This window comes from Streptomyces sp. NPDC003393 (assembly GCF_053589015.1).
Genome location: NZ_JBSFRB010000015.1, coordinates 82,157 through 99,446, shown reverse-complemented (window position 1 = coordinate 99,446; position 17,290 = coordinate 82,157). Strand labels below are relative to the sequence as shown.

The 17,290-nt window shown below is 72.4% G+C and carries 17 protein-coding genes and 1 pseudogene; 7 read left to right on the top strand and 11 right to left on the bottom strand.

Features of this window, described 5'->3' with window-relative positions:
- Positions 1-266: 266 nt before the first annotated feature.
- Entirely contained in the window at positions 267-1,238 is a 972-nt protein-coding gene (locus ACWDUZ_RS17270; protein ID WP_451632646.1) for an aldo/keto reductase, read from the bottom strand.
- Between the two features lie 74 nt (positions 1,239-1,312).
- Positions 1,313-2,740, bottom strand: a complete 1,428-nt coding sequence (gene argH / locus ACWDUZ_RS17265; RefSeq protein ID WP_451632645.1) for an argininosuccinate lyase — start codon at positions 2,738-2,740, stop codon at positions 1,313-1,315.
- Between the two features lie 254 nt (positions 2,741-2,994).
- On the opposite strand from argH, the gene ACWDUZ_RS17260 reads away from it, so the two are divergent.
- Complete coding sequence (locus tag ACWDUZ_RS17260; protein WP_451632644.1) at positions 2,995-3,582, top strand: pyridoxamine 5'-phosphate oxidase family protein; 588 nt, start codon at positions 2,995-2,997, stop codon at positions 3,580-3,582.
- Positions 3,583-3,591: 9 nt separating this feature from the next.
- Here the strand turns inward: ACWDUZ_RS17260 and ACWDUZ_RS17255 are convergent, their stop codons facing one another.
- Both ACWDUZ_RS17255 and ACWDUZ_RS17250 read right to left on the bottom strand, forming a co-directional pair.
- On the bottom strand, positions 3,592-5,100 hold the full coding sequence (locus ACWDUZ_RS17255; protein ID WP_451632643.1) for a sensor histidine kinase: 1,509 nt from the start codon (positions 5,098-5,100) through the stop codon (positions 3,592-3,594).
- 11 nt (positions 5,101-5,111) lie between these two features.
- The gene (locus tag ACWDUZ_RS17250) at positions 5,112-5,861 is read right to left on the bottom strand and encodes a response regulator transcription factor (RefSeq protein WP_451632642.1); all 750 of its coding nucleotides are present in this window, start codon (positions 5,859-5,861) and stop codon (positions 5,112-5,114) included.
- A gap of 153 nt (positions 5,862-6,014) precedes the next feature.
- Here ACWDUZ_RS17250 and ACWDUZ_RS17245 point away from each other — a divergent pair, with 153 nt between their 5' ends.
- From ACWDUZ_RS17245 to ACWDUZ_RS17225, 5 genes and pseudogenes are all read left to right on the top strand, one after another.
- Complete coding sequence (locus tag ACWDUZ_RS17245) at positions 6,015-7,367, top strand: ferredoxin reductase family protein (protein ID WP_451632641.1); 1,353 nt, start codon at positions 6,015-6,017, stop codon at positions 7,365-7,367.
- A gap of 7 nt (positions 7,368-7,374) precedes the next feature.
- Complete coding sequence (locus ACWDUZ_RS17240; protein ID WP_451632640.1) at positions 7,375-7,839, top strand: FMN-binding protein; 465 nt, start codon at positions 7,375-7,377, stop codon at positions 7,837-7,839.
- Between the two features lie 61 nt (positions 7,840-7,900).
- A complete protein-coding gene (locus tag ACWDUZ_RS17235; RefSeq protein WP_451632639.1) occupies positions 7,901-9,283 on the top strand; it encodes a ferredoxin reductase family protein in 1,383 nt (460 codons plus the stop codon).
- A gap of 27 nt (positions 9,284-9,310) precedes the next feature.
- Positions 9,311-9,784: pseudogene (locus ACWDUZ_RS17230) on the top strand (FMN-binding protein); the annotation flags it as partial.
- 61 nt (positions 9,785-9,845) lie between these two features.
- On the top strand, positions 9,846-10,583 hold the full coding sequence (locus ACWDUZ_RS17225; RefSeq protein WP_451632695.1) for an FAD:protein FMN transferase: 738 nt from the start codon (positions 9,846-9,848) through the stop codon (positions 10,581-10,583).
- A 113-nt stretch (positions 10,584-10,696) separates the two neighbouring features.
- On the opposite strand, the gene ACWDUZ_RS17220 is transcribed toward ACWDUZ_RS17225, so the two are convergent.
- The 6 genes from ACWDUZ_RS17220 to ACWDUZ_RS17195 are packed head-to-tail and all read right to left on the bottom strand — an operon-like array spanning position 10,697 to position 15,979.
- Positions 10,697-11,248 (bottom strand): arginine repressor, encoded by a 552-nt coding sequence (locus tag ACWDUZ_RS17220; RefSeq protein ID WP_451632638.1) that lies wholly within the window; start codon positions 11,246-11,248, stop codon positions 10,697-10,699.
- Positions 11,249-11,255: 7 nt separating this feature from the next.
- Entirely contained in the window at positions 11,256-12,452 is a 1,197-nt protein-coding gene (locus ACWDUZ_RS17215) for an acetylornithine transaminase (protein ID WP_451632637.1), read from the bottom strand.
- Positions 12,449-13,351 carry an acetylglutamate kinase gene (gene argB / locus ACWDUZ_RS17210; RefSeq protein ID WP_451632636.1) on the bottom strand — a complete coding sequence of 301 codons (903 nt, stop codon included), beginning with the start codon at positions 13,349-13,351 and terminating at the stop codon, positions 12,449-12,451. The genes ACWDUZ_RS17215 and argB overlap by 4 nt, the downstream gene beginning before the upstream one ends.
- Complete coding sequence (argJ, locus tag ACWDUZ_RS17205) at positions 13,348-14,499, bottom strand: bifunctional glutamate N-acetyltransferase/amino-acid acetyltransferase ArgJ (protein ID WP_451632635.1); 1,152 nt, start codon at positions 14,497-14,499, stop codon at positions 13,348-13,350. Before argJ ends, argB begins: the two co-directional genes overlap by 4 nt.
- On the bottom strand, positions 14,496-15,524 hold the full coding sequence (gene argC, locus ACWDUZ_RS17200; RefSeq protein WP_451632634.1) for an N-acetyl-gamma-glutamyl-phosphate reductase: 1,029 nt from the start codon (positions 15,522-15,524) through the stop codon (positions 14,496-14,498). Before argC ends, argJ begins: the two co-directional genes overlap by 4 nt.
- A gap of 44 nt (positions 15,525-15,568) precedes the next feature.
- Positions 15,569-15,979 (bottom strand): GtrA family protein, encoded by a 411-nt coding sequence (locus ACWDUZ_RS17195; RefSeq protein ID WP_451632633.1) that lies wholly within the window; start codon positions 15,977-15,979, stop codon positions 15,569-15,571.
- 235 nt (positions 15,980-16,214) lie between these two features.
- On the opposite strand from ACWDUZ_RS17195, the gene ACWDUZ_RS17190 reads away from it, so the two are divergent.
- On the top strand, positions 16,215-16,682 hold the full coding sequence (locus ACWDUZ_RS17190) for a DUF6314 family protein (RefSeq protein WP_451632632.1): 468 nt from the start codon (positions 16,215-16,217) through the stop codon (positions 16,680-16,682).
- Here the strand turns inward: ACWDUZ_RS17190 and ACWDUZ_RS17185 are convergent.
- The gene (locus tag ACWDUZ_RS17185; RefSeq protein WP_451632631.1) at positions 16,664-17,257 is read right to left on the bottom strand and encodes a histidine phosphatase family protein; all 594 of its coding nucleotides are present in this window, start codon (positions 17,255-17,257) and stop codon (positions 16,664-16,666) included. The two genes, ACWDUZ_RS17190 and ACWDUZ_RS17185, sit on opposite strands and share 19 nt — an antisense overlap.
- Positions 17,258-17,290: the final 33 nt, after the last annotated feature.

Here is a 17,290-nt window from a genome sequence, read left to right as displayed (position 1 = left end):
TGAGCGTCTCATGTCTCACTACGGGCGTGAGCGTCTCATGTCTCACTACGGGCGTGAGCGTCTCATGTCTCACTACGGGCGTGAGCGTCTCATGTCTCACTACGGGCGTGAGCGTCTCATGTTCTGCCTGATCAGTGGCAGGGCCTGGACCACCGGCCGGCGCGACGTCTCCGGGCCGCCCTCCGGCGCGGTGTGCCGGACCACCGGCCCGTGTGACGGTTGTCGTCCGTAGGCCGGTGCGGTGGTCCGGCCGGTGCGGTCGTCCGTCAGTGCCAGGGCAGCTGGCCGCGCTGCTCCCAGTAGGCACGCGGGTCCTCCACGAGGCCGGCGAGGCGGGTCAGCCGGTCCGCGTCGAGGTCGACGACGGCCGCGTGGAGGTTGGAGGCGAGCTGGGTGACGGTCGCGGCGCCGGAGAGGACGACGCCGGCCCAGGGCTGACGCAGGATCAGGGCGAGGGCCACGGCGTCGCAGCCGAGCCCCGTCTCGGCGGCCACGGCCTTCAGCGCGTCCGGGGCGTGGGGCTCGGCGAGCCTGCCGTTGGCCATGCCCTCCTTCACGATCACCGTCAGCCCGGCGTCGTGGGCCTCGGCGAGAGCGGGGCCCACCGAGGTCTCCAGGACGTTGTACGTCGACTGCACGGTACGGAAAAGGGGTTCGCCGTCGACGGTCACCTGGAGCGCGGCGCGGACCGTGTCGGCCTGGGCGGGGCCACTGGTGGAGAAGCCGATGGTCAGGCCGGAGGCGGCGGCCTCGGCGAGCCTGGCGTGCAGTTCCTTGTCGGTCAGGGCCGGGCTGTCCGGGGTCAGCGAGTGGATCTGGTAGAGGTCGAGCCGGTCGCCCAGCAGTTCGTCGGTCTCGGCGCGCTGCCGCTCGTAGGCCGCGAGACTGTGGTCCTTGATCTCGTGCCGCTCGGCGTCGGTGGTCCAGTCGGCGGTGTAGGTGTAGCCCCACTTGCTGCCGACGACGACGTCGTCGATCTCGGGGTGGGCGCGCAGCCAGTCGGCGAGGAACTCCTCCGAACGGCCGTAGGAGCGGGCGACGTCGAAGTACCGGACGCCCTGCGCGTAGGCCGCCTCGAGCAGCTCGTGGGTGCGCTCGCGCAGGGCGTCGACGGTGCGGTCGGCGGGGAGGTCGCCGTCGCGGCCGAGGTTGATGTATCCGGGGCGCCCCACGGCGGCGAGGCCCAGGCCGAGATGGCAGGTGGGAGTCGTGGCTGCGGCCAGTCGGGCGAAGGGCATCGCGGGCTCCGTTCGGTCGGCTCCTTACGGCTTGCGACCAACGTACCCGCGATGTCCCGGTGGCACCCGGGGCATCACTTCCGGGCGCTCGCCCACTGGTGCTGCGCGACGACGTCCGCCTTCACCTCGGCGAGCTGGACCGCGACCGCGCTCGGGGCGGTGCCGCCGCGTCCGCTGCGGGAGGCGAGGGCGCCGGGGACGTTCAGGACGGTGCGCACCTCGGGGGTCAGGCGGTCGGAGATCTTCGCGAACTGCTCGTCGCTCAGCTCGTGCAGCTCCTTGCCCTCGGCCTCGGCGGCCTTCACGCACTCGCCGGCGACCTCGTGCGCCACCCGGAACGGCACGCCCTGCTTGACCAGCCACTCGGCGATGTCGGTGGCGAGCGAGAAGCCGGCCGGGGCCAGCTCCTCCATGCGCTCGCGGTGCACGGTGAGCGTCGCCATCATTCCGGTGAAGGCCGGGAGCAGCACCTCCAGTTGGTCGATGGAGTCGAAGACCGGCTCCTTGTCCTCCTGGAGGTCGCGGTTGTACGCCAGCGGGAGGGCCTTCAGCGTCGCCAGGAGACCCGTCAGGTTGCCGATCAGGCGGCCCGACTTGCCGCGCGCCAGCTCGGCGATATCCGGGTTCTTCTTCTGCGGCATGATCGACGAGCCGGTGGAGAACGCGTCGTGCAGGGTCACGAAGGAGAACTCCTTCGTGTTCCAGATGATGACCTCCTCGGCGATCCGGGAGAGGTTCACGCCGATCATCGCGGTGATGAAGGCGAACTCGGCGACGAAGTCACGCGAGGCCGTGCCGTCGATGGAGTTCGCGACACTGCCGTGCTCGAAGCCGAGGTCCCGCGCCACCGCCTCCGGGTCCAGGCCCAGGGAGGAGCCCGCGAGGGCGCCCGAGCCGTACGGCGACACGGCCGTGCGCTCGTCCCACTGGCGCAGCCGCTCGGCGTCCCGGGACAGGGCCTGCACATGGGCGAGGACGTGGTGGGCGAAGAGGACCGGCTGGGCGTGCTGGAGGTGGGTGCGGCCGGGCATCGCCACGTCGGGATGGGCCTCGGCGAGACCGATCAGCGCGTCCTGGAGGTCGGCGATCAGGCCGCCGACGACCCGGGCGTGGTCGCGCAGGTACATGCGGAACAGGGTCGCGACCTGGTCGTTGCGCGAGCGGCCGGCGCGCAGCTTGCCGCCGAGGTCCGGGCCGAGGCGCTCCAGCAGGCCGCGCTCGAGCGCGGTGTGGACGTCCTCGTCGGCGATGGTGCCGGTGAAGGAGCCGTCGGCGACGTCCGCCTCCAGCTGGTCGAGCCCGGCGATCATGCGCTGAAGCTCGTCCTCGGTGAGGAGACCCGCCTTGTGCAGCACGCGTGCGTGGGCGCGTGAGCCGGCGATGTCGTAGGGCGCGAGCCGCCAGTCGAAGTGGACGGACGCGGACAGCTTCGCCAGGGCGTCGGCGGGGCCGTCGGCGAAACGGCCGCCCCAGAGCCGTACGTCACCGCTGTTGCTGCTCACTTGCGCTGCTCCTAGGGAAGAAGGTCGATGCCGCGAGGTCCCCTTCAGGATCCACCGGCCGGATCACGCCGCGCGGCGATTCCCGACGGCAGGCTGCGGGTGTCGCGCTCGGTCACTGGTCTGTCCTCACAGTGCTCTGCTGCATGATTATGCAGAGTGCTGCATGATTCGTCAATCAACGGTTCCGCCTCGCCGCGAGGCGACCCCGAGAACCCCTTAGACAGCCGAAAGAAATACCCGAATAATCATCAGACATGGGAAAGACCTATGAGCGCATAGACGGCAGGCTGCGCACATTCATCGAGGAGCAGCCCCTCTTCTTCACCGCGACCGCCCCCCTGTCCGGCGACGGCACGGTCAACCTCTCGCCCAAGGGCCTCAAGGGCTGCTTCGCGGTGCTCGACGAACACAGCGTGGCGTACCTGGACTTCGCCGGGTCCAACGCGGAGACCATCGCCCACCTGCGGGAGAACGGCAGGATCACCCTCATGTGGTGCGCCTTCCAGGGCCCGCCCAACATCGTGCGCGTGCACGGCAGGGGCGAGCCGGTCTTCCGCGACGATCCCCGTTTCCCGGAGCTCCTCGACCGTTTCCCCGACATCGACCCCACCACGCACGGGCTGCGCGCGATCATCGTCGTCCACGCCGAACTGATCCGGGACACCTGTGGGTACGGGGTCCCCTTCATGGCGTACGAGGAGGACCGCGATCTGCACGGCAGGCGGTTCGCCCGCGAGGACGACGCCTCGCTGAGCGAGTACTTCGCCAAGAAGGAGCACATCGCCACGAGTCTGGACGGACTGCCGGGGCTGCCGCTGCCCCTGCCGCCGTCGCCGGTCTGAGCTGAGCGCTCAGCCGGTGCCGCCGCCCACCGCGGCGGTCGGCAGGCGCACCGTGAACGTCGTCGAGCCCGCGCGGCTCTCCACCTCCACGCTCCCCCCATGGGCCTCGGTCACCGCTGCGACGATCGACAGACCGAGGCCCGCTCCGGCTCCGGCGCCGGCCGAGAGGTCGATGCGGCGGCGATCGGCGCGGGTGAAGCGGTCGAAGACGCCCGCGCGGATCTCCTCCGGGACGCCGGGGCCGTCGTCGCGGACGGACAGGGCCGCCGTGGAGGCGTCGGCCTCCAGGGTGACCGTCACCTTCGTGCCTTCGGGAGTGTGCAGACGGGCGTTGGCCAGCAGGTTGGCCAGGACCTGCTGGAGCCGGTGAGCGTCGCCGACCACCGTCACGGGTTCCTCCGGCAAATCCAGCGCCCAGCCGTGCCCAGGACCCACGGCCCGGGCGTCAGTGACCGCATCCAGGACCAGGCGGGTGAGGTCGACCGGGCGACGCTCCAGTGGGCGGCCGGCGTCCAGCCGGGCCAGAAGCAGCATCTCGTCGACCATCTCGCCCATGCGCGCGGACTCGGCGGCGATACGTCCCAGGGCTCGCGACACCTCGGGCGGCACGGGGCCGGGATGCAGCAGGGCGAGCTCGGCGTGCCCGCGCACCGAGGCCACCGGGGTGCGCAGCTCGTGGCTTGCGTCGGCGGCGAAGCGGCGCAGCCGCTCCTCGCTGGTGTGCCGCTTGGTGAGCGCGTCCTCGACATGGTGGAGCATCCGGTCGAAGGCGGTGGACACCCGGCCCACCTCGCTGTACGGGTCCGCCTCTGGCGCCCGGGACGGCAGCGCCACCTCGCCGCTGGCCAGCGGCAGCTCGCTGACCCGGGTGGCGGTGGCCGCGACCCGGCTCAGCGGCCGCAGCGACCAGCGCACCCACAGGGCGCCCGCGACTGAGGCCGCGACCAGGACGAAGCCGAAAACACCCCCGGCGACCAGTTCCAACTGGCGGACCGTGGTCCGTACCGGCTCCATCGGCAACCCGCTGACCAGCACGTCGCCGTCCCGACCCGGCCAGGCCGCCAACCGATAGTCGCCCAGCGCCGACAGGCGCACGGTGTGACCGTGGCGGTCCACCGGCAACGCGGCCAGGGCCTCGCGGTCGGCTGCGGTGAGGGGAACGGCGAAACCGGGGTGGGAACGGGAGGGGACGACCGCCGCGTTGGTCACCGTGCCGTCCAGCAGCCGGGCCCCGAACGTCTCGGCGGCCTGCCGGCGGGTGTCCCCGTGTTCGTCACCGTCGTGGTCAGAGGGCTTGCCCGTGACGTCACCCCCGCCGGTGCCGTGCTCCAGGCTCTGCGCGAAGCCCGGCCCGGTCTGCTCCAGCTGCTGGTCGAGCCGGCCCATGAGGAAGCCGTTCAGCTCGACGACGGCGGCCACGCCGACCGCGGCGCAGCCGACGGCGAGCAACACCACCAGGCCGAACGTGAGCCGGGCCCGCAGCGTACGCGGCCGGGGCAGCCGTCCGGCCCGTCGCACCACCCGCGCCCTCACCGGACCGCCGGCTTCAGCGCGTAACCCGCCCCGCGCACCGTATGGATCATGGGTTCTCGGCCCGCGTCCACCTTCTTGCGCAGATAGGAGATGTACAGCTCCACGACATGGGCCCGGCCGCCGAAGTCGTAGGACCACACCCGGTCCAGGATCTGGGCCTTGCTGAGCACCCGGCGCGGGTTGTGCATCAGAAAGCGCAGCAGCTCGTACTCGGTCGGAGACAGCTCGATCAGCTCCCCGGCCCGGGTGACTTCGCGCGCGTCCTCGTCCATGACCAGGTCGCCCACGGTCAGCCGCGGGCCGTCGTCCGGTTGCCGGGCCATTCCGGCGCGGCGCAGCAGCCCGCGCAGCCGGGCGACCACCTCCTCCAGGCTGAACGGCTTGGTCACGTAGTCGTCGCCGCCCGCGGTGATCCCGGCGATGCGGTCCTCCACCGCGTCCCGCGCCGTGAGGAAGAGCACACAGACGTCCGGGCGCACGGCGTGAAGGTCCCGCAGCACGGCGAAGCCGTCGGTGTCCGGGAGCATCACGTCGAGCACGACGGCGTCAGGCCGCCGCTCACGGGCGCGGGCGACGGCGGTGGCGCCGTCGCCCGCGGATTCGACCTCCCAGCCCTGGTAACGCAGGGCGCCGCAGAGCACCTCGGCGAGGTCGGGGTCGTCGTCGACGACCAGGACCCGGACGGCGGTGCCGTCGGGACGCCTGAGCACGGGAAGGCCGGGAGAGGCCGGGCGGGATGCGTTCATGACTCTTCCAGCATCGCCGGTCGCGCGGCGGGGCGGTGCGTGAGGTGCCTCTGAGTTTTCTGTGAGTGAAGGCCGCAGGCCCCGTGCTCAGAGCTCTCTCAGAGGTTCGGCCCGCACAGTGGCGTCCTGGACCGGTGAAAGGACGCAGGAGAGATGACCACGATGGACGAGCGAGGGGCCGCGCCGCCCGTCCCGGCGGTGCCCCGGCGCTCGCCGGCCGGTGCCGTACTGGCGCTGTTGTGGGCCGGTGCCGCCGCTGTGGTCGGCCTGTGGTGGTACGGCACCCCGTCCGTCGTCGGCCCGGCCGGCCTGCTGACCGGCGCGGGACGCATCTCGGGCCTGCTGTGCGGATACGCCTGCGCGGTCCTCGTCGGGCTGATGGCGCGGGTGCCGCTGCTGGAGCGGAGGGTCGGCTCGGACCGGGTGGCCCGCTGGCACACGATGGCCGGCCGGTACACCGTCTGCCTGCTGGTCGCGCATGTGGTGCTGACCGTGCTCGGTTACGCGGCCCAGGACCGCGCCCCGGCCTGGCACGAGGCGCTCTCGATCGTCCTCGACTACCCGGAGATGCTGAAAGCCACCCTCGGCACCGCGATCCTCCTCGCCGTGGGCGTCACCTCGGCGCGCGCGGTGCGGCGGCGCGCCAGCCACGAGTTCTGGTACTACACGCACCTGCTCACCTACGCCGCCGTCTTCCTGGCCTTCGGGCACCAGTCGGCGCTGGGCGACCAGTTCAACGGCCACACCGCGGCCACGGCCGCCTGGTACGTGCTGTACCTCGGCGTCGCGGCGCTCGTGCTCTGGTTCCGCGTTCTGGCTCCGGTGCGGCTCAACCTGCGGCACCGACTGCGGGTCGAGTCCGTGCATCCTGAGGCGCCAGGGGTGTACTCGGTGGTCGTGCAGGGCCGACGGCTGGACGAACTCGGCGCCCGGCCGGGCCAGTTCTTCCGCTGGCGGTTCCTCGCCGACGGCATGGGCTGGACCTCCACGCCGTACTCGCTGTCGGCGCCGCCCCGCCCGGACCGCCTGCGCATCACCGTGAAGGCGCTCGGCGACCACAGTGCGGCCGTGCCACTGCTGCGGCCCGGCACCCGGGTGTGGGCGGAGGGCCCCTACGGCTCGCTGACCTCCGACCGGCGCACCGCGCACAAGTCCCTGCTGATCGCCGGCGGTGTCGGCATCACCCCGCTGCGGGCGCTGTTCGAGACGCTGCCCGGCGAGGTCACCCTGCTGTACCGGACGCGTACGGCGCAGGACCTGGCCCTGGGCGCCGAACTGGAGGCGATCGCCCGGTGGCGCGGGGCACGGGTGCTGTACGCGCTCAACGGCCCGAACGGGGAACGCCCCGCCATCACCGTCGCGTCCCTGCGGGCGTCCGTCGCCGACCTGTCCGGGCACGACGTGTATCTCTGCGGTCCGTACGCCTTCGCGCAGGGCCTGTACGAGGTGCTGCGCGCGGCGGGAGTACCGGACCGGCGTATCCACCACGAGTCCTTCGAGCTGTGAGGCCCCGTTGCACCCGTTGAAGAAGAACCGTCCGCTGCGCCGTGTCGTCCTGGCGAGCGCCGCCACCGTCGGCGGGCTGGTGATACTGCTGTCGCTGAAGCCGCACACCCCGCCGGAGATCGCGGCGGCGCCCGCCCCGGCGGTGTCCGCCGACGCCCCCGCGGGCTCCGCCGGCGGGTCCGGCGAGTCCATCGGCACGAGGACCGTCACCGGCGAGACGGCGCAGACCCGCTGGGGTCCGGTCCAGGTGCGGATCACGCTGAAGAACGGCCGGATCACCGATGTGACCGCCGTCTCCTACCCCACGGACAACCCACGGGACCAGGAGATCGACAGCTACGCCCTCCCCCAGCTGAGGCGGGAGGCGTTGGCCGCGCAGAGCGCGGACATCCACTCGGTCTCGGGAGCGACGTACACGAGCGACGGCTACCGCCGGTCGCTCCAGTCGGCCCTGGACTCCGTCGGGACGTGAACACCCGGCGCACACGCCACGTATGTGTGGGCGGCCAAGGGTCGAATCCCACGGAGGAACCGTGACCACCACGCTCGCAGGAGGCCGCGCCGCCCGGCGCCAGACGATGCGCCGCATCCGGCCGCGCCGCTCCCCCGCCGCCGCGCTGCTGCTCGCCGTCGGGGCGGGCGCGGCGGGCGTCGTCTGGCTGTGGTGGATGAACACCCCGTCCATCGCCGACACGAACGGGAAGATCCTCAACGCGGGTCGCATCACCGGCCTGCTCGCCGGCTATCTCATGGCGCTGGTCGTGCTGCAGATGGCGCGCGTCCCCGCCCTGGAGCGACGGGTGGGCTCCGACCGGGTCGCCCGCTGGCACGCGCTGAGCGGCCGGTACCTGCTCTGTCTCGTGCTCGCCCATGTGGTCCTGACCATGTGGGGCTACGCGCTCCAGGCGGGCAGATCGCTCGGCGACATCGTCCGGCAGACGATCGACTCCGTGAACCAGCTGCCCGACATGGGCAAGGCGGCCGTCGGCACCGGGCTGCTGCTGGCCGTCGGCCTGGTCTCCGTCGGTCCGGTCCGCCGCCGGATGCCCTACGACACCTGGTACCACGTGCACCTGTTCACCTACGCGGCGGTGTTCCTGACGTTCTGGCACCAGATCACCACCGGCAACGACTTCGCCGTCGAACCGGTCGCCAAGACCTTCTGGTACGGGCTGTACGGCGGTGTGACCGCGCTGGTGGTCTGGTACCGGATCCTCACCCCGATCCGGCTGAACACCAGGCACCGGATGCGGGTCGAGGCCGTCGTCGAGGAGACGCCCGGAATCGTGTCGGTGCTGATCCGGGGGCGGAAGCTGCACCGGATGGGGGCCGAGGCCGGGCAGTTCTTCCGGTGGCGCTTCCTGGCGCCCGGCATGCGGTTCAGCTCCCACCCGTACTCGCTGTCGGCGGCCCCCCGCCCGGACCTGCTGCGCATCACCGTCAAGGCGATCGGCGACCACAGCGCCCGGCTGCGCGAACTCGAGCCCGGCACCCGGGTGTGGGCGGAGGGCCCGTACGGCGCGCTGACCGCGGCCCGGCGCAGCCGCGGCAAGGTGCTGCTGGTGGCGGGCGGCGTCGGCATCACCCCGATGCGGGCGCTGTTCGAGACGCTGCCCGGCGCCGCCGGGGACATCACCCTCCTGTACCGGGCCAACAGCACCCAGGACCTGGCCCTGTGGGACGAGCTGGCGAAGATCGCCGACGAGCGCGGCGCCCGGCTGATGTACGCGGTCAACAGCCCCGACGGCGAGCGCCCCGACATCTCCGCCGAGTCCCTGCGGCGCAAGATCGCCGACATCGAGCGCCACGACGTCTTCATGTGCGGCCCGCCCGGTTTCGCGCAGTCGGTGTACGAGGCACTGCGCGGCGCGGGGGTTCCCGCGCGCCGCATCCATCACGAGTCGTTCGAGATGTAGCGACGGGACGTCAGGAGCTCATACGCGATGAGGAAGAGCCACCCCGTTCGGCGCGCGGTGCTCGCCGGCGCCGCCACCGTGTCCGGGATCGTGCTGCTGCTGTCGCTGAAGCCGGCCTCCGACCCGGCCTCCGCCTCGGCCGCCGGCGCGGCACCGCAGCAGACGGCGACCGCACGGCCGTCCGCGGCCGCGCAGGAGTCGCCTCAGGGGGGCCGCGGCGCGCAGCGCACCGGCACCCGGACCGTCACCGGGGACGCGGCCCAGACGCAGTACGGCGCCGTCCAGGTCCGGCTGACCGTCAGCGACGGGAAGATCGTCAAGGCGGAGGCGGTGCAGGCCCCCAAGGGGGGTCTCAGCGACCAGAAGACCGCCATGGCCGTTCCGAAACTCAACCAGCAGGCGGTCGCCGCACAGAGCGCCGACATCGACGCGGTGTCCGGGGCGACCTACACCAGCGGCGGCTACCGCGAGTCCTTGCAGTCGGCTCTGGACCGGATCCGTGGGTGAGGCCGTGGCGGAGCCGCTCGACGCTCCCGCCGCGGTGCGGCACACGGAGGAGGTCATGGGGACGGTCTTCTCCTTCGACGTCCGCGGCGGGGAACCCGAGGCGGTCGCCGCGGCGCTGCGCGCGGCGGTCGCCGGCTTGCACCGCGCCGACCGGCGGTTCAGCACGTATCGCGAGGACAGCCAGGTCTCCCGGCTGGCGCGCGGTGAACTCACCGTGGCGGACTGCGCTCCCGAAGTCGCCGAGGTGCTGGAGCTGGGCGCCGAGGCGGAGCGGGTCAGCGAGGGCTGGTTCAGCCTGCGCTACCAGGGGCGGCTGGATCCGACCGGGATCGTCAAGGGCTGGGCGGCCGAGCGGGCGGCCCGGCGGATCGCGGCGGCGGGGGCGAGCGGGGTGAGCGTGAACGGCGGCGGGGACGTGCAGCTGCTGGGCTCCCCGGAGGCGCACCGGGCATGGCGGGTGGGGGTGTCGGATCCGCTGCGCACCGGAGGTCTGGCGGCGGTGGTCTCGGCGGCCGCCGCGAAGGAGCTGGCCGTGGCCACGTCCGGGACCGCCGAGCGGGGCGCCCATATCGTCGATCCGCGCACCGGCCGCTCGGCGGTGACCGACCTGGTGTCGGTCACCGTGCTCGCACCCCGGCTGACCTGGGCGGACTGCTGGGCGACGGCCGCCTTCGCGATGGGCTCGCGGGAGGGGCTGGCCTGGTTGCAGGCGCTGCCGGAGGTGGAGGCGTTGCTGATCACGGCGGGGGACGAGGTGCGGTGCACGGACGGGTTGGCCGCCTGGCTGGGGTGACGCGGCCTGCCGGCCGTGCCGCGGGACGGTGCGCTCACCCGCGCGTGCGGGGTGTCTCCGGCCCGGCCGGCCCGTGCCGTCCGGGCCCGACCGCCCGCGGCCGCGTCGCCGCTTCAGTGACCGTTCTGGGCCAGGCGCAGCAAGTGGTCCGCCAGGGCCTGGCCGCCGGTCGGGTCGCGGCTGATCAGGAGCAGGGTGTCGTCCCCGGCGATCGTGCCCAGGATGTCGTGGAGTTCGGCCTGGTCGATCGCCGAGGCGAGGAACTGCGCCGCACCGGGAGGGGTGCGCAGGACGACGAGGTTGGCGGAGGCCTCCGCGGAGATCAGCAGCTCCTGGGAGAGCCGCCGCATCCGCTCCTCCTTCGCCGACTCCCCCAGCGGCGCGCGCGGCGTGCGGAAGCCGCCCTCGCTCGGCACCGCGTAGATGAGGTCGCCGTCCGTGTTGCGGATCTTCACCGCGTTCAGCTCGTCCAGGTCCCTGGAGAGGGTGGCCTGGGTGACGCTCAGTCCGTCGTCGGCCAGGAGCTTCGCCAGCTGGCTCTGCGAGCGCACCGGTTGCCGGTTGAGGATGTCCACGATCCGGCGGTGGCGTGCGGTGCGGGTCTGCGGCACGGCGGGACCGGTGGCCCCGGCGTCGGTGTACCCGTTGTCCTGTGCCTGACTCATCGTCGTCTCATTCTCCGGATCGTCCGTCCCCGTCGGCCACGTCCAGGACGCCGGGCAGCGCCGTCAGGAAGGCGTCCGCCTCGTCGTCGCGGAGGTTCAGCGGCGGCATCAGCCGTACGACGTCCGGGGCGGGCGCGTTCACCAGGAACCCGGCCTCCTGGGCCGCCTGCTGCACCTGCGGCGCGTGCGGCCCGGTGAGCACGATACCCAGCAGCAGGCCGGCGCCCCGTACGTGGGAGACCAACGGGTGACCCAGGGACTCGATGCCGCCCCGCAGCCTCTCGCTCTGCCGCTTGACGTTCTCCAGCAGCCCCTCGTCCGCGATGGCGTCCACCACGGCGAGCCCGGCGGCGCAGGCGACCGGGTTGCCGCCGAAGGTCGTGCCGTGCTGGCCGGGCCGAAGCAGTTCGGCGGCCCGGCCGAAGGCGACGGTGGCGCCCAGCGGCAGCCCGCCGCCGAGCCCCTTGGCGAGCGTGACCACGTCGGGCAGGACGCCCTCGTGGGCCTGGTACCCGAACCAGTTCCCGGTGCGGCCGATGCCGGTCTGCACCTCGTCCAGGACCAGCAGGGCGCCCGTGGCAGCGGTGATCGCGCGGGCCGCCTTGAGATAGCCGGCCGGGGGCACCACCACCCCGTTCTCGCCCTGGATCGGCTCGATGATCACCAGGGCCGTCTCCTCGGTCACCGCGGCGGCCAGCGCCTGTGCGTCGCCGTACGGGACGTGGGTGACGTCGCCGGGCAGCGGCAGGAAGGGTTCCTGCTTGCCGGGCTGGCCGGTGAGCGCGAGGGCGCCCATCGTCCGGCCGTGGAAGCCGCCCCGGGTCGCGACCATGTGGGTGCGCCCGGTCAGCCGGCCGATCTTGAAGGCGCCCTCGTTGGCCTCGGCGCCGGAGTTGCAGAAGTAGACCCTGCCGTCCCGGCCGAAGAGCTGGAGCAGCCGTTCGGCGAGGGCGACGGGCGGCTCGGCGACGAAGAGGTTGGAGACGTGGCCGAGGGAGGCGATCTGCCGGCTCACGGCCTCGACGACGGCCGGGTGGGCGTGGCCGAGCGCGTTGACCGCGATCCCGCCGACGAGGTCGAGGTACTCCTTGCCGTCGGCGTCCCACAGCCTGGCACCCTCACCGCGCACCAGCGGCAGGCGCGGGGTGCCGTAGTTGTTCATGAGCGCGCCCTGCCACCGCGCGGTCAGCTCCTGGTTGCTCACGACTCCCCCTGTTCGTCCGGCACGACCATGGTGCCGATGCCCTCGTCGGTGAAGATCTCCAGCAGGATCGAGTGCTGGACCCGGCCGTCGATGACGCGGGCGGTGTGCACGCCGTTGCGCACGGCATGCAGACAGCCCTCCATCTTCGGCACCATGCCGGAGGACAGCTCCGGCAGCAGTTTCTCCAGTTCGGAAGCGGTGAGGCGGCTGATCACCTCGTCCGAGTCCGGCCAGTCCTCGTAGAGGCCCTCGACGTCGGTGAGGACCATGAGGGTCTCGGCGCCCAGTGCCGCAGCGAGTGCCGCAGCCGCCGTATCAGCATTGACGTTGTAGACATGTCCGTCGTCCTGACTGCGGGCGATGGAGGAGACGACCGGGATGCGGCCGTCGGCGAGCAGCGCCTCGATGGCGCCCGTGTCGATGTCGGTGATCTCGCCCACCCGCCCGATGTCGACCGGCTCGCCGTCGATCTCCGGGGTGTGCTTGATGGCGGTGATGGTGTGCGCGTCCTCGCCGGTGAGGCCGACGGCGAGCGGGCCGTGCCGGTTGAGCAGCCCGACCAGCTCGCGCTGCACCTGCCCGGCCAGCACCATCCGTACGACGTCCATGGCGTCCTCGGTGGTGACCCGCAGGCCCGCCTTGAACTCGCTGACGATGCCGTGCCTGTCGAGGGCGGCGCTGATCTGCGGGCCGCCGCCGTGCACCACGACCGGTCTGAGGCCGGCGTGCCGCAGGAAGACGACGTCCTGCGCGAAGGCGGACTTCAGTTCCTCGTTCACCATGGCGTTGCCGCCGAACTTGATGACGACGATCTTGCCGTGGTGGCGGGTCAGCCAGGGCAGCGCCTCGACGAGAATCTGCGCCTTGGGGAGCGCGGTGTGCTTACGCGTGGTGCTCATGAGGAGTAGGCGCTGTTCTCGTGGACGTAGTCGGCGGTCAGGTCGTTGGTCCAGATCGTCGCGGTCTCGGAGCCCGCGGCCAGGTCGGCGATGATGTGGACCTCGCGGTAGCGCATGTCCACCTTCTCGCGGTCCTCGCCGACGGAGCCGTTCTTGCAGACCCAGACGCCGTTGATGGCGACGTTCAGCCGGTCCGGCTCGAAGACGGCCCCGGTGGTGCCGATCGCCGAGAGGACGCGGCCCCAGTTGGGGTCCTCGCCGTGGATGGCGCACTTGAGGAGGTTGTTGCGGGCGATGGAGCGGCCCACCTCCACGGCGTCCTCCTCGGTCGCGGCGCCGACCACCTCGACCCTGATGTCCTTGCTGGCGCCCTCGGCGTCGCCGATGAGCTGCCGGCCGAGGTCGGCGCAGACCGTGCGGACGGCCTCGGCGAACTCCTCGTAGGCCGGGGTGATGCCGGAGGAGCCGGAGGAGAGCAGCAGCACGGTGTCGTTGGTGGACATGCAGCCGTCGGAGTCGACGCGGTCGAAGGTGACCTTGGTGGCCGCGCGCAGGGCCCGGTCCAGGGTCTCGGCGTCGAGGTCGGCGTCGGTGGTGAGGACGACCAGCATGGTGGCCAGGCCCGGGGCGAGCATGCCGGCGCCCTTGGCCATGCCGCCGACGGTCCAGCCGTCCTGGGTGACCACGGCGGTCTTGTGGACGGTGTCGGTGGTCTTGATGGCGATGGCGGCCTTCTCGCCGCCGTGCTCGGAGAGCTGGGCGGCGGCCGTTTCGACGCCCGGCAGCAGCTTGTCCATCGGCAGCAGGACGCCGATCAGGCCGGTGGAGCAGACGGCGACCTCGATGGCGCCCCGGCCGAGGACCTCCGCGGCCTTCTCGGCGGTGGCGTGGGTGTCCTGGAAGCCCTTGGGCCCGGTGCAGGCGTTGGCGCCACCGGAGTTGAGCACCACGGCCGACACCTGGCCGCTCTTCATGACCTGCTCGGTCCACAGCACCGGCGCGGCCTTGACGCGGTTGGAGGTGAAGACGCCCGCGGCGGCGCGGCGGGGCCCGTTGTTGACCACGAGGGCCAGGTCCGGGTTGCCGTTGTCCTTGATCCCGGCGGCGATGCCCGCCGCCGTGAATCCCTTGGCGGCCGTGACGCTCACGGTGCGACTCCGATCGTGGAAAGTCCGGTGCTCTCGTCGAGCCCGAGGGCGATGTTCATGCTCTGCACGGCACCGCCCGCGGTGCCCTTGGTCAGGTTGTCGATGGCGCTGATCGCGATGACGCGGTGCGCGGCGGGGTCGTACGCCACCTGGATCTGGACGGCGTTGGAGCCGTACACGGAGGCGGTGGCGGGCCACTGGCCCTCCGGGAGGAGGTGGACGAAGGGCTCGTCGGCGTAGGCCTTCTCGTAGGCGGCGCGCACGGACTCGGCGGTGACGCCGTCGCGGGCCCTGGCGCTGCAGGTGGCGAGGATGCCGCGGGGCATCGGCGCGAGGGTGGGTGTGAAGGAGACGGTGACCGGCTCGCCCGCCGCCGCGCTGAGGTTCTGGATCATCTCGGGGGTGTGCCGGTGGCCGCCGCCGACGCCGTACGGGGACATGGAGCCCATGACCTCGGAGCCGAGCAGGTGGGGCTTGGGCGCCTTGCCCGCACCCGAGGTGCCGGAGGCCGCGACGATCACGGCCTCGTTCTCGACGAGGGCGGCGGTGTAGGCCGGGACGAGGGCCAGGGACGCGGCCGTGGGGTAGCAACCGGGCACCGCGATGCGCTTGGACCCCTCCAGCGCAGCGCGGCCGCCCGGAAGTTCGGGGAGGCCGTAGGGCCAGGTGCCGGCGTGCGGGGAGGCGTAGAACCGCTCCCAGTCGGCCGGGTTCTTCAGCCGGAAGTCGGCGCCCATGTCGATGACCAGGACGTCGGGGCCGAGTTGCTCGGCGACGGCCGCTGACTGGCCGTGCGGCAGGGCGAGGAAGACGACGTCGTGCCCGGCGAGGGCCTCGGGCGTGGTCTCGGCGAGCACCCGGTCGGCCAGTGGCAGCAGGTGCGGCTGGAGCGCGTCGAGCCGCCGGCCGGCGTTGGAGTTGCCGGTCAGGGCCCCGATCTCGACCTCGGGGTGCGCCAGCAGCAGACGCAGGGCTTCTCCGCCCGCGTATCCGCTCGCTCCGGCGACCGCCACACGTACAGCCATGGACCCTCCTTGTCGATGGCATGACTATACGTATCGATGCACGTTTATGCAATCTCCTCCGCGGGGTCGGCCTTGGGCAGCATGATCCAGCGGGACACCACGAAGGTCACCGGGACCGCCGCCGCGGAGGCGAGCAGCGGGGCGAAGCGGCTGCCGTGGTGCAGCACGTCGACCATCACGTACACGCCGGTCGTGCTGACCACGAAGTTGGCTGCGTTCGTCAGCGGGAACATCAGGAACTTCCGCCAGGTGGGCCGGGTCCGGTAGGTGAAGCGCGCGTTCAGGAAGAAGGAACCGGTCATGCTGAGCAGGAACGCGAGAACGTGCGCGAGGAGGTAGGGCAGACGCGTGAGGAACGACAGGTAGCAGCCGTAGTACGTCCCGGTGTTGACGACGCCGACCATGGCGAAGGTGACGATCTGTCTCGGCGTCGAGCGGGTCATGACGGTGGTCATCAGCGCATGAGGTCTTTCGTCCGTTCCACGTCGGTCGCCTTCACCGGGCGGTGCGGGCGCCCCTCGGCCGCGTGACGGATCCGGCCGGTCCGCACCCCGATGACGCCCGGCAGCACCCTTCGCCCCCCGCGCGCGGTGACTGCGGTGACGATGGTGACACAACCGGGGCTCTCGAAGCGCCCGCCGCCGGACCGGGTGGACAGCTCGCCCCGTAAGCTCGATCGGGAGCGCGGCCATGACGAAAGAAGGCACGGTGATGGACGTCGGGTTCTGGCCGGTGGCCGACGTACTGGCGTATCTCGCCGGGCGGTGGCGCGTGGAGCGCGAGGTCCGGGACCTGGCGAGCGGTGACGTGGGGCACTTCGAAGGGGTCACGGTCTTCGGCGCCCTGGCCGGCGGCGGGCTGCTGCACGAGGAGTCGGGGACGTTCGAGTGGCGGGGGGTGTCCCGGCCCGCGACGCGGACGCTGCGGTTCCTGCCGGGGAGCGCGCCGGGGACGGCGGACGTCCGGTTCGCCGACGGGCGGTTCTTCCATCCGCTGGACCTCACGACGGGGCGGTACGTCGCCGAGCACCCGTGCGCGGCCGACCTCTACCGCGGCGAGTTCACCGTCGGGGGCGCCGACCGCTGGCGGTCGGTGTGGCGGGTCGGCGGTCCGGCCAAGGATCTGGTGCTCACCACCGGCTACAGGCGCGAGGGCTGAGCGCTGGCGCCCTCGAGGCGGAGGTTCCAGCGGCCGGAGCGGCCGCTGACGGTGGTCGCCGCCAGCGGCCGGACATCGATGTTCCAGTAGGTGGCGGGCGGCGCCTTGAGGGCGTAGACCAGGGCGGCTCGGATCACGGAGGGCTCGGCGACGGCGACGATCCGGCCGCTGTCCTCCACCGGACGCGTGTCGAGCCAGCCGCCCACCCGGGCGATGAAGGCCAGCAGGGGCTCCCCGCCGTGCGGGGTGGAGCGCGGATCGGCGAGCCAGGCGTCCACGGCCTGCGGCTCACGGGCCATCGCCTCGCCCAGAGTCAGCCCGCGCCAGCGGCCCATGTCGCAGTCCCGCAGCGCCGGCTGGACCAGCGGGGCGTATCCCAGGGCGTCGCCGGTGGCCCGGCAGCGCGGGGTCGGCGAGCAGTAGCGCAGCTCGGCCGCCGCCAGCGGCAGCAGCTCTCCTGCGACGCGCTGGAGCTCCTCCCAGCCCGCCTGGTCCAGCGGCCGGTCGTCGTCGAAGCGCTCCGCGAGCAGCGGTGAACTGCGTGCGGCGGCCACGAACGTCACCCTCAGTGGCATGCCGTGATGGTGATCCTCCTGTGTCCCCGGGTC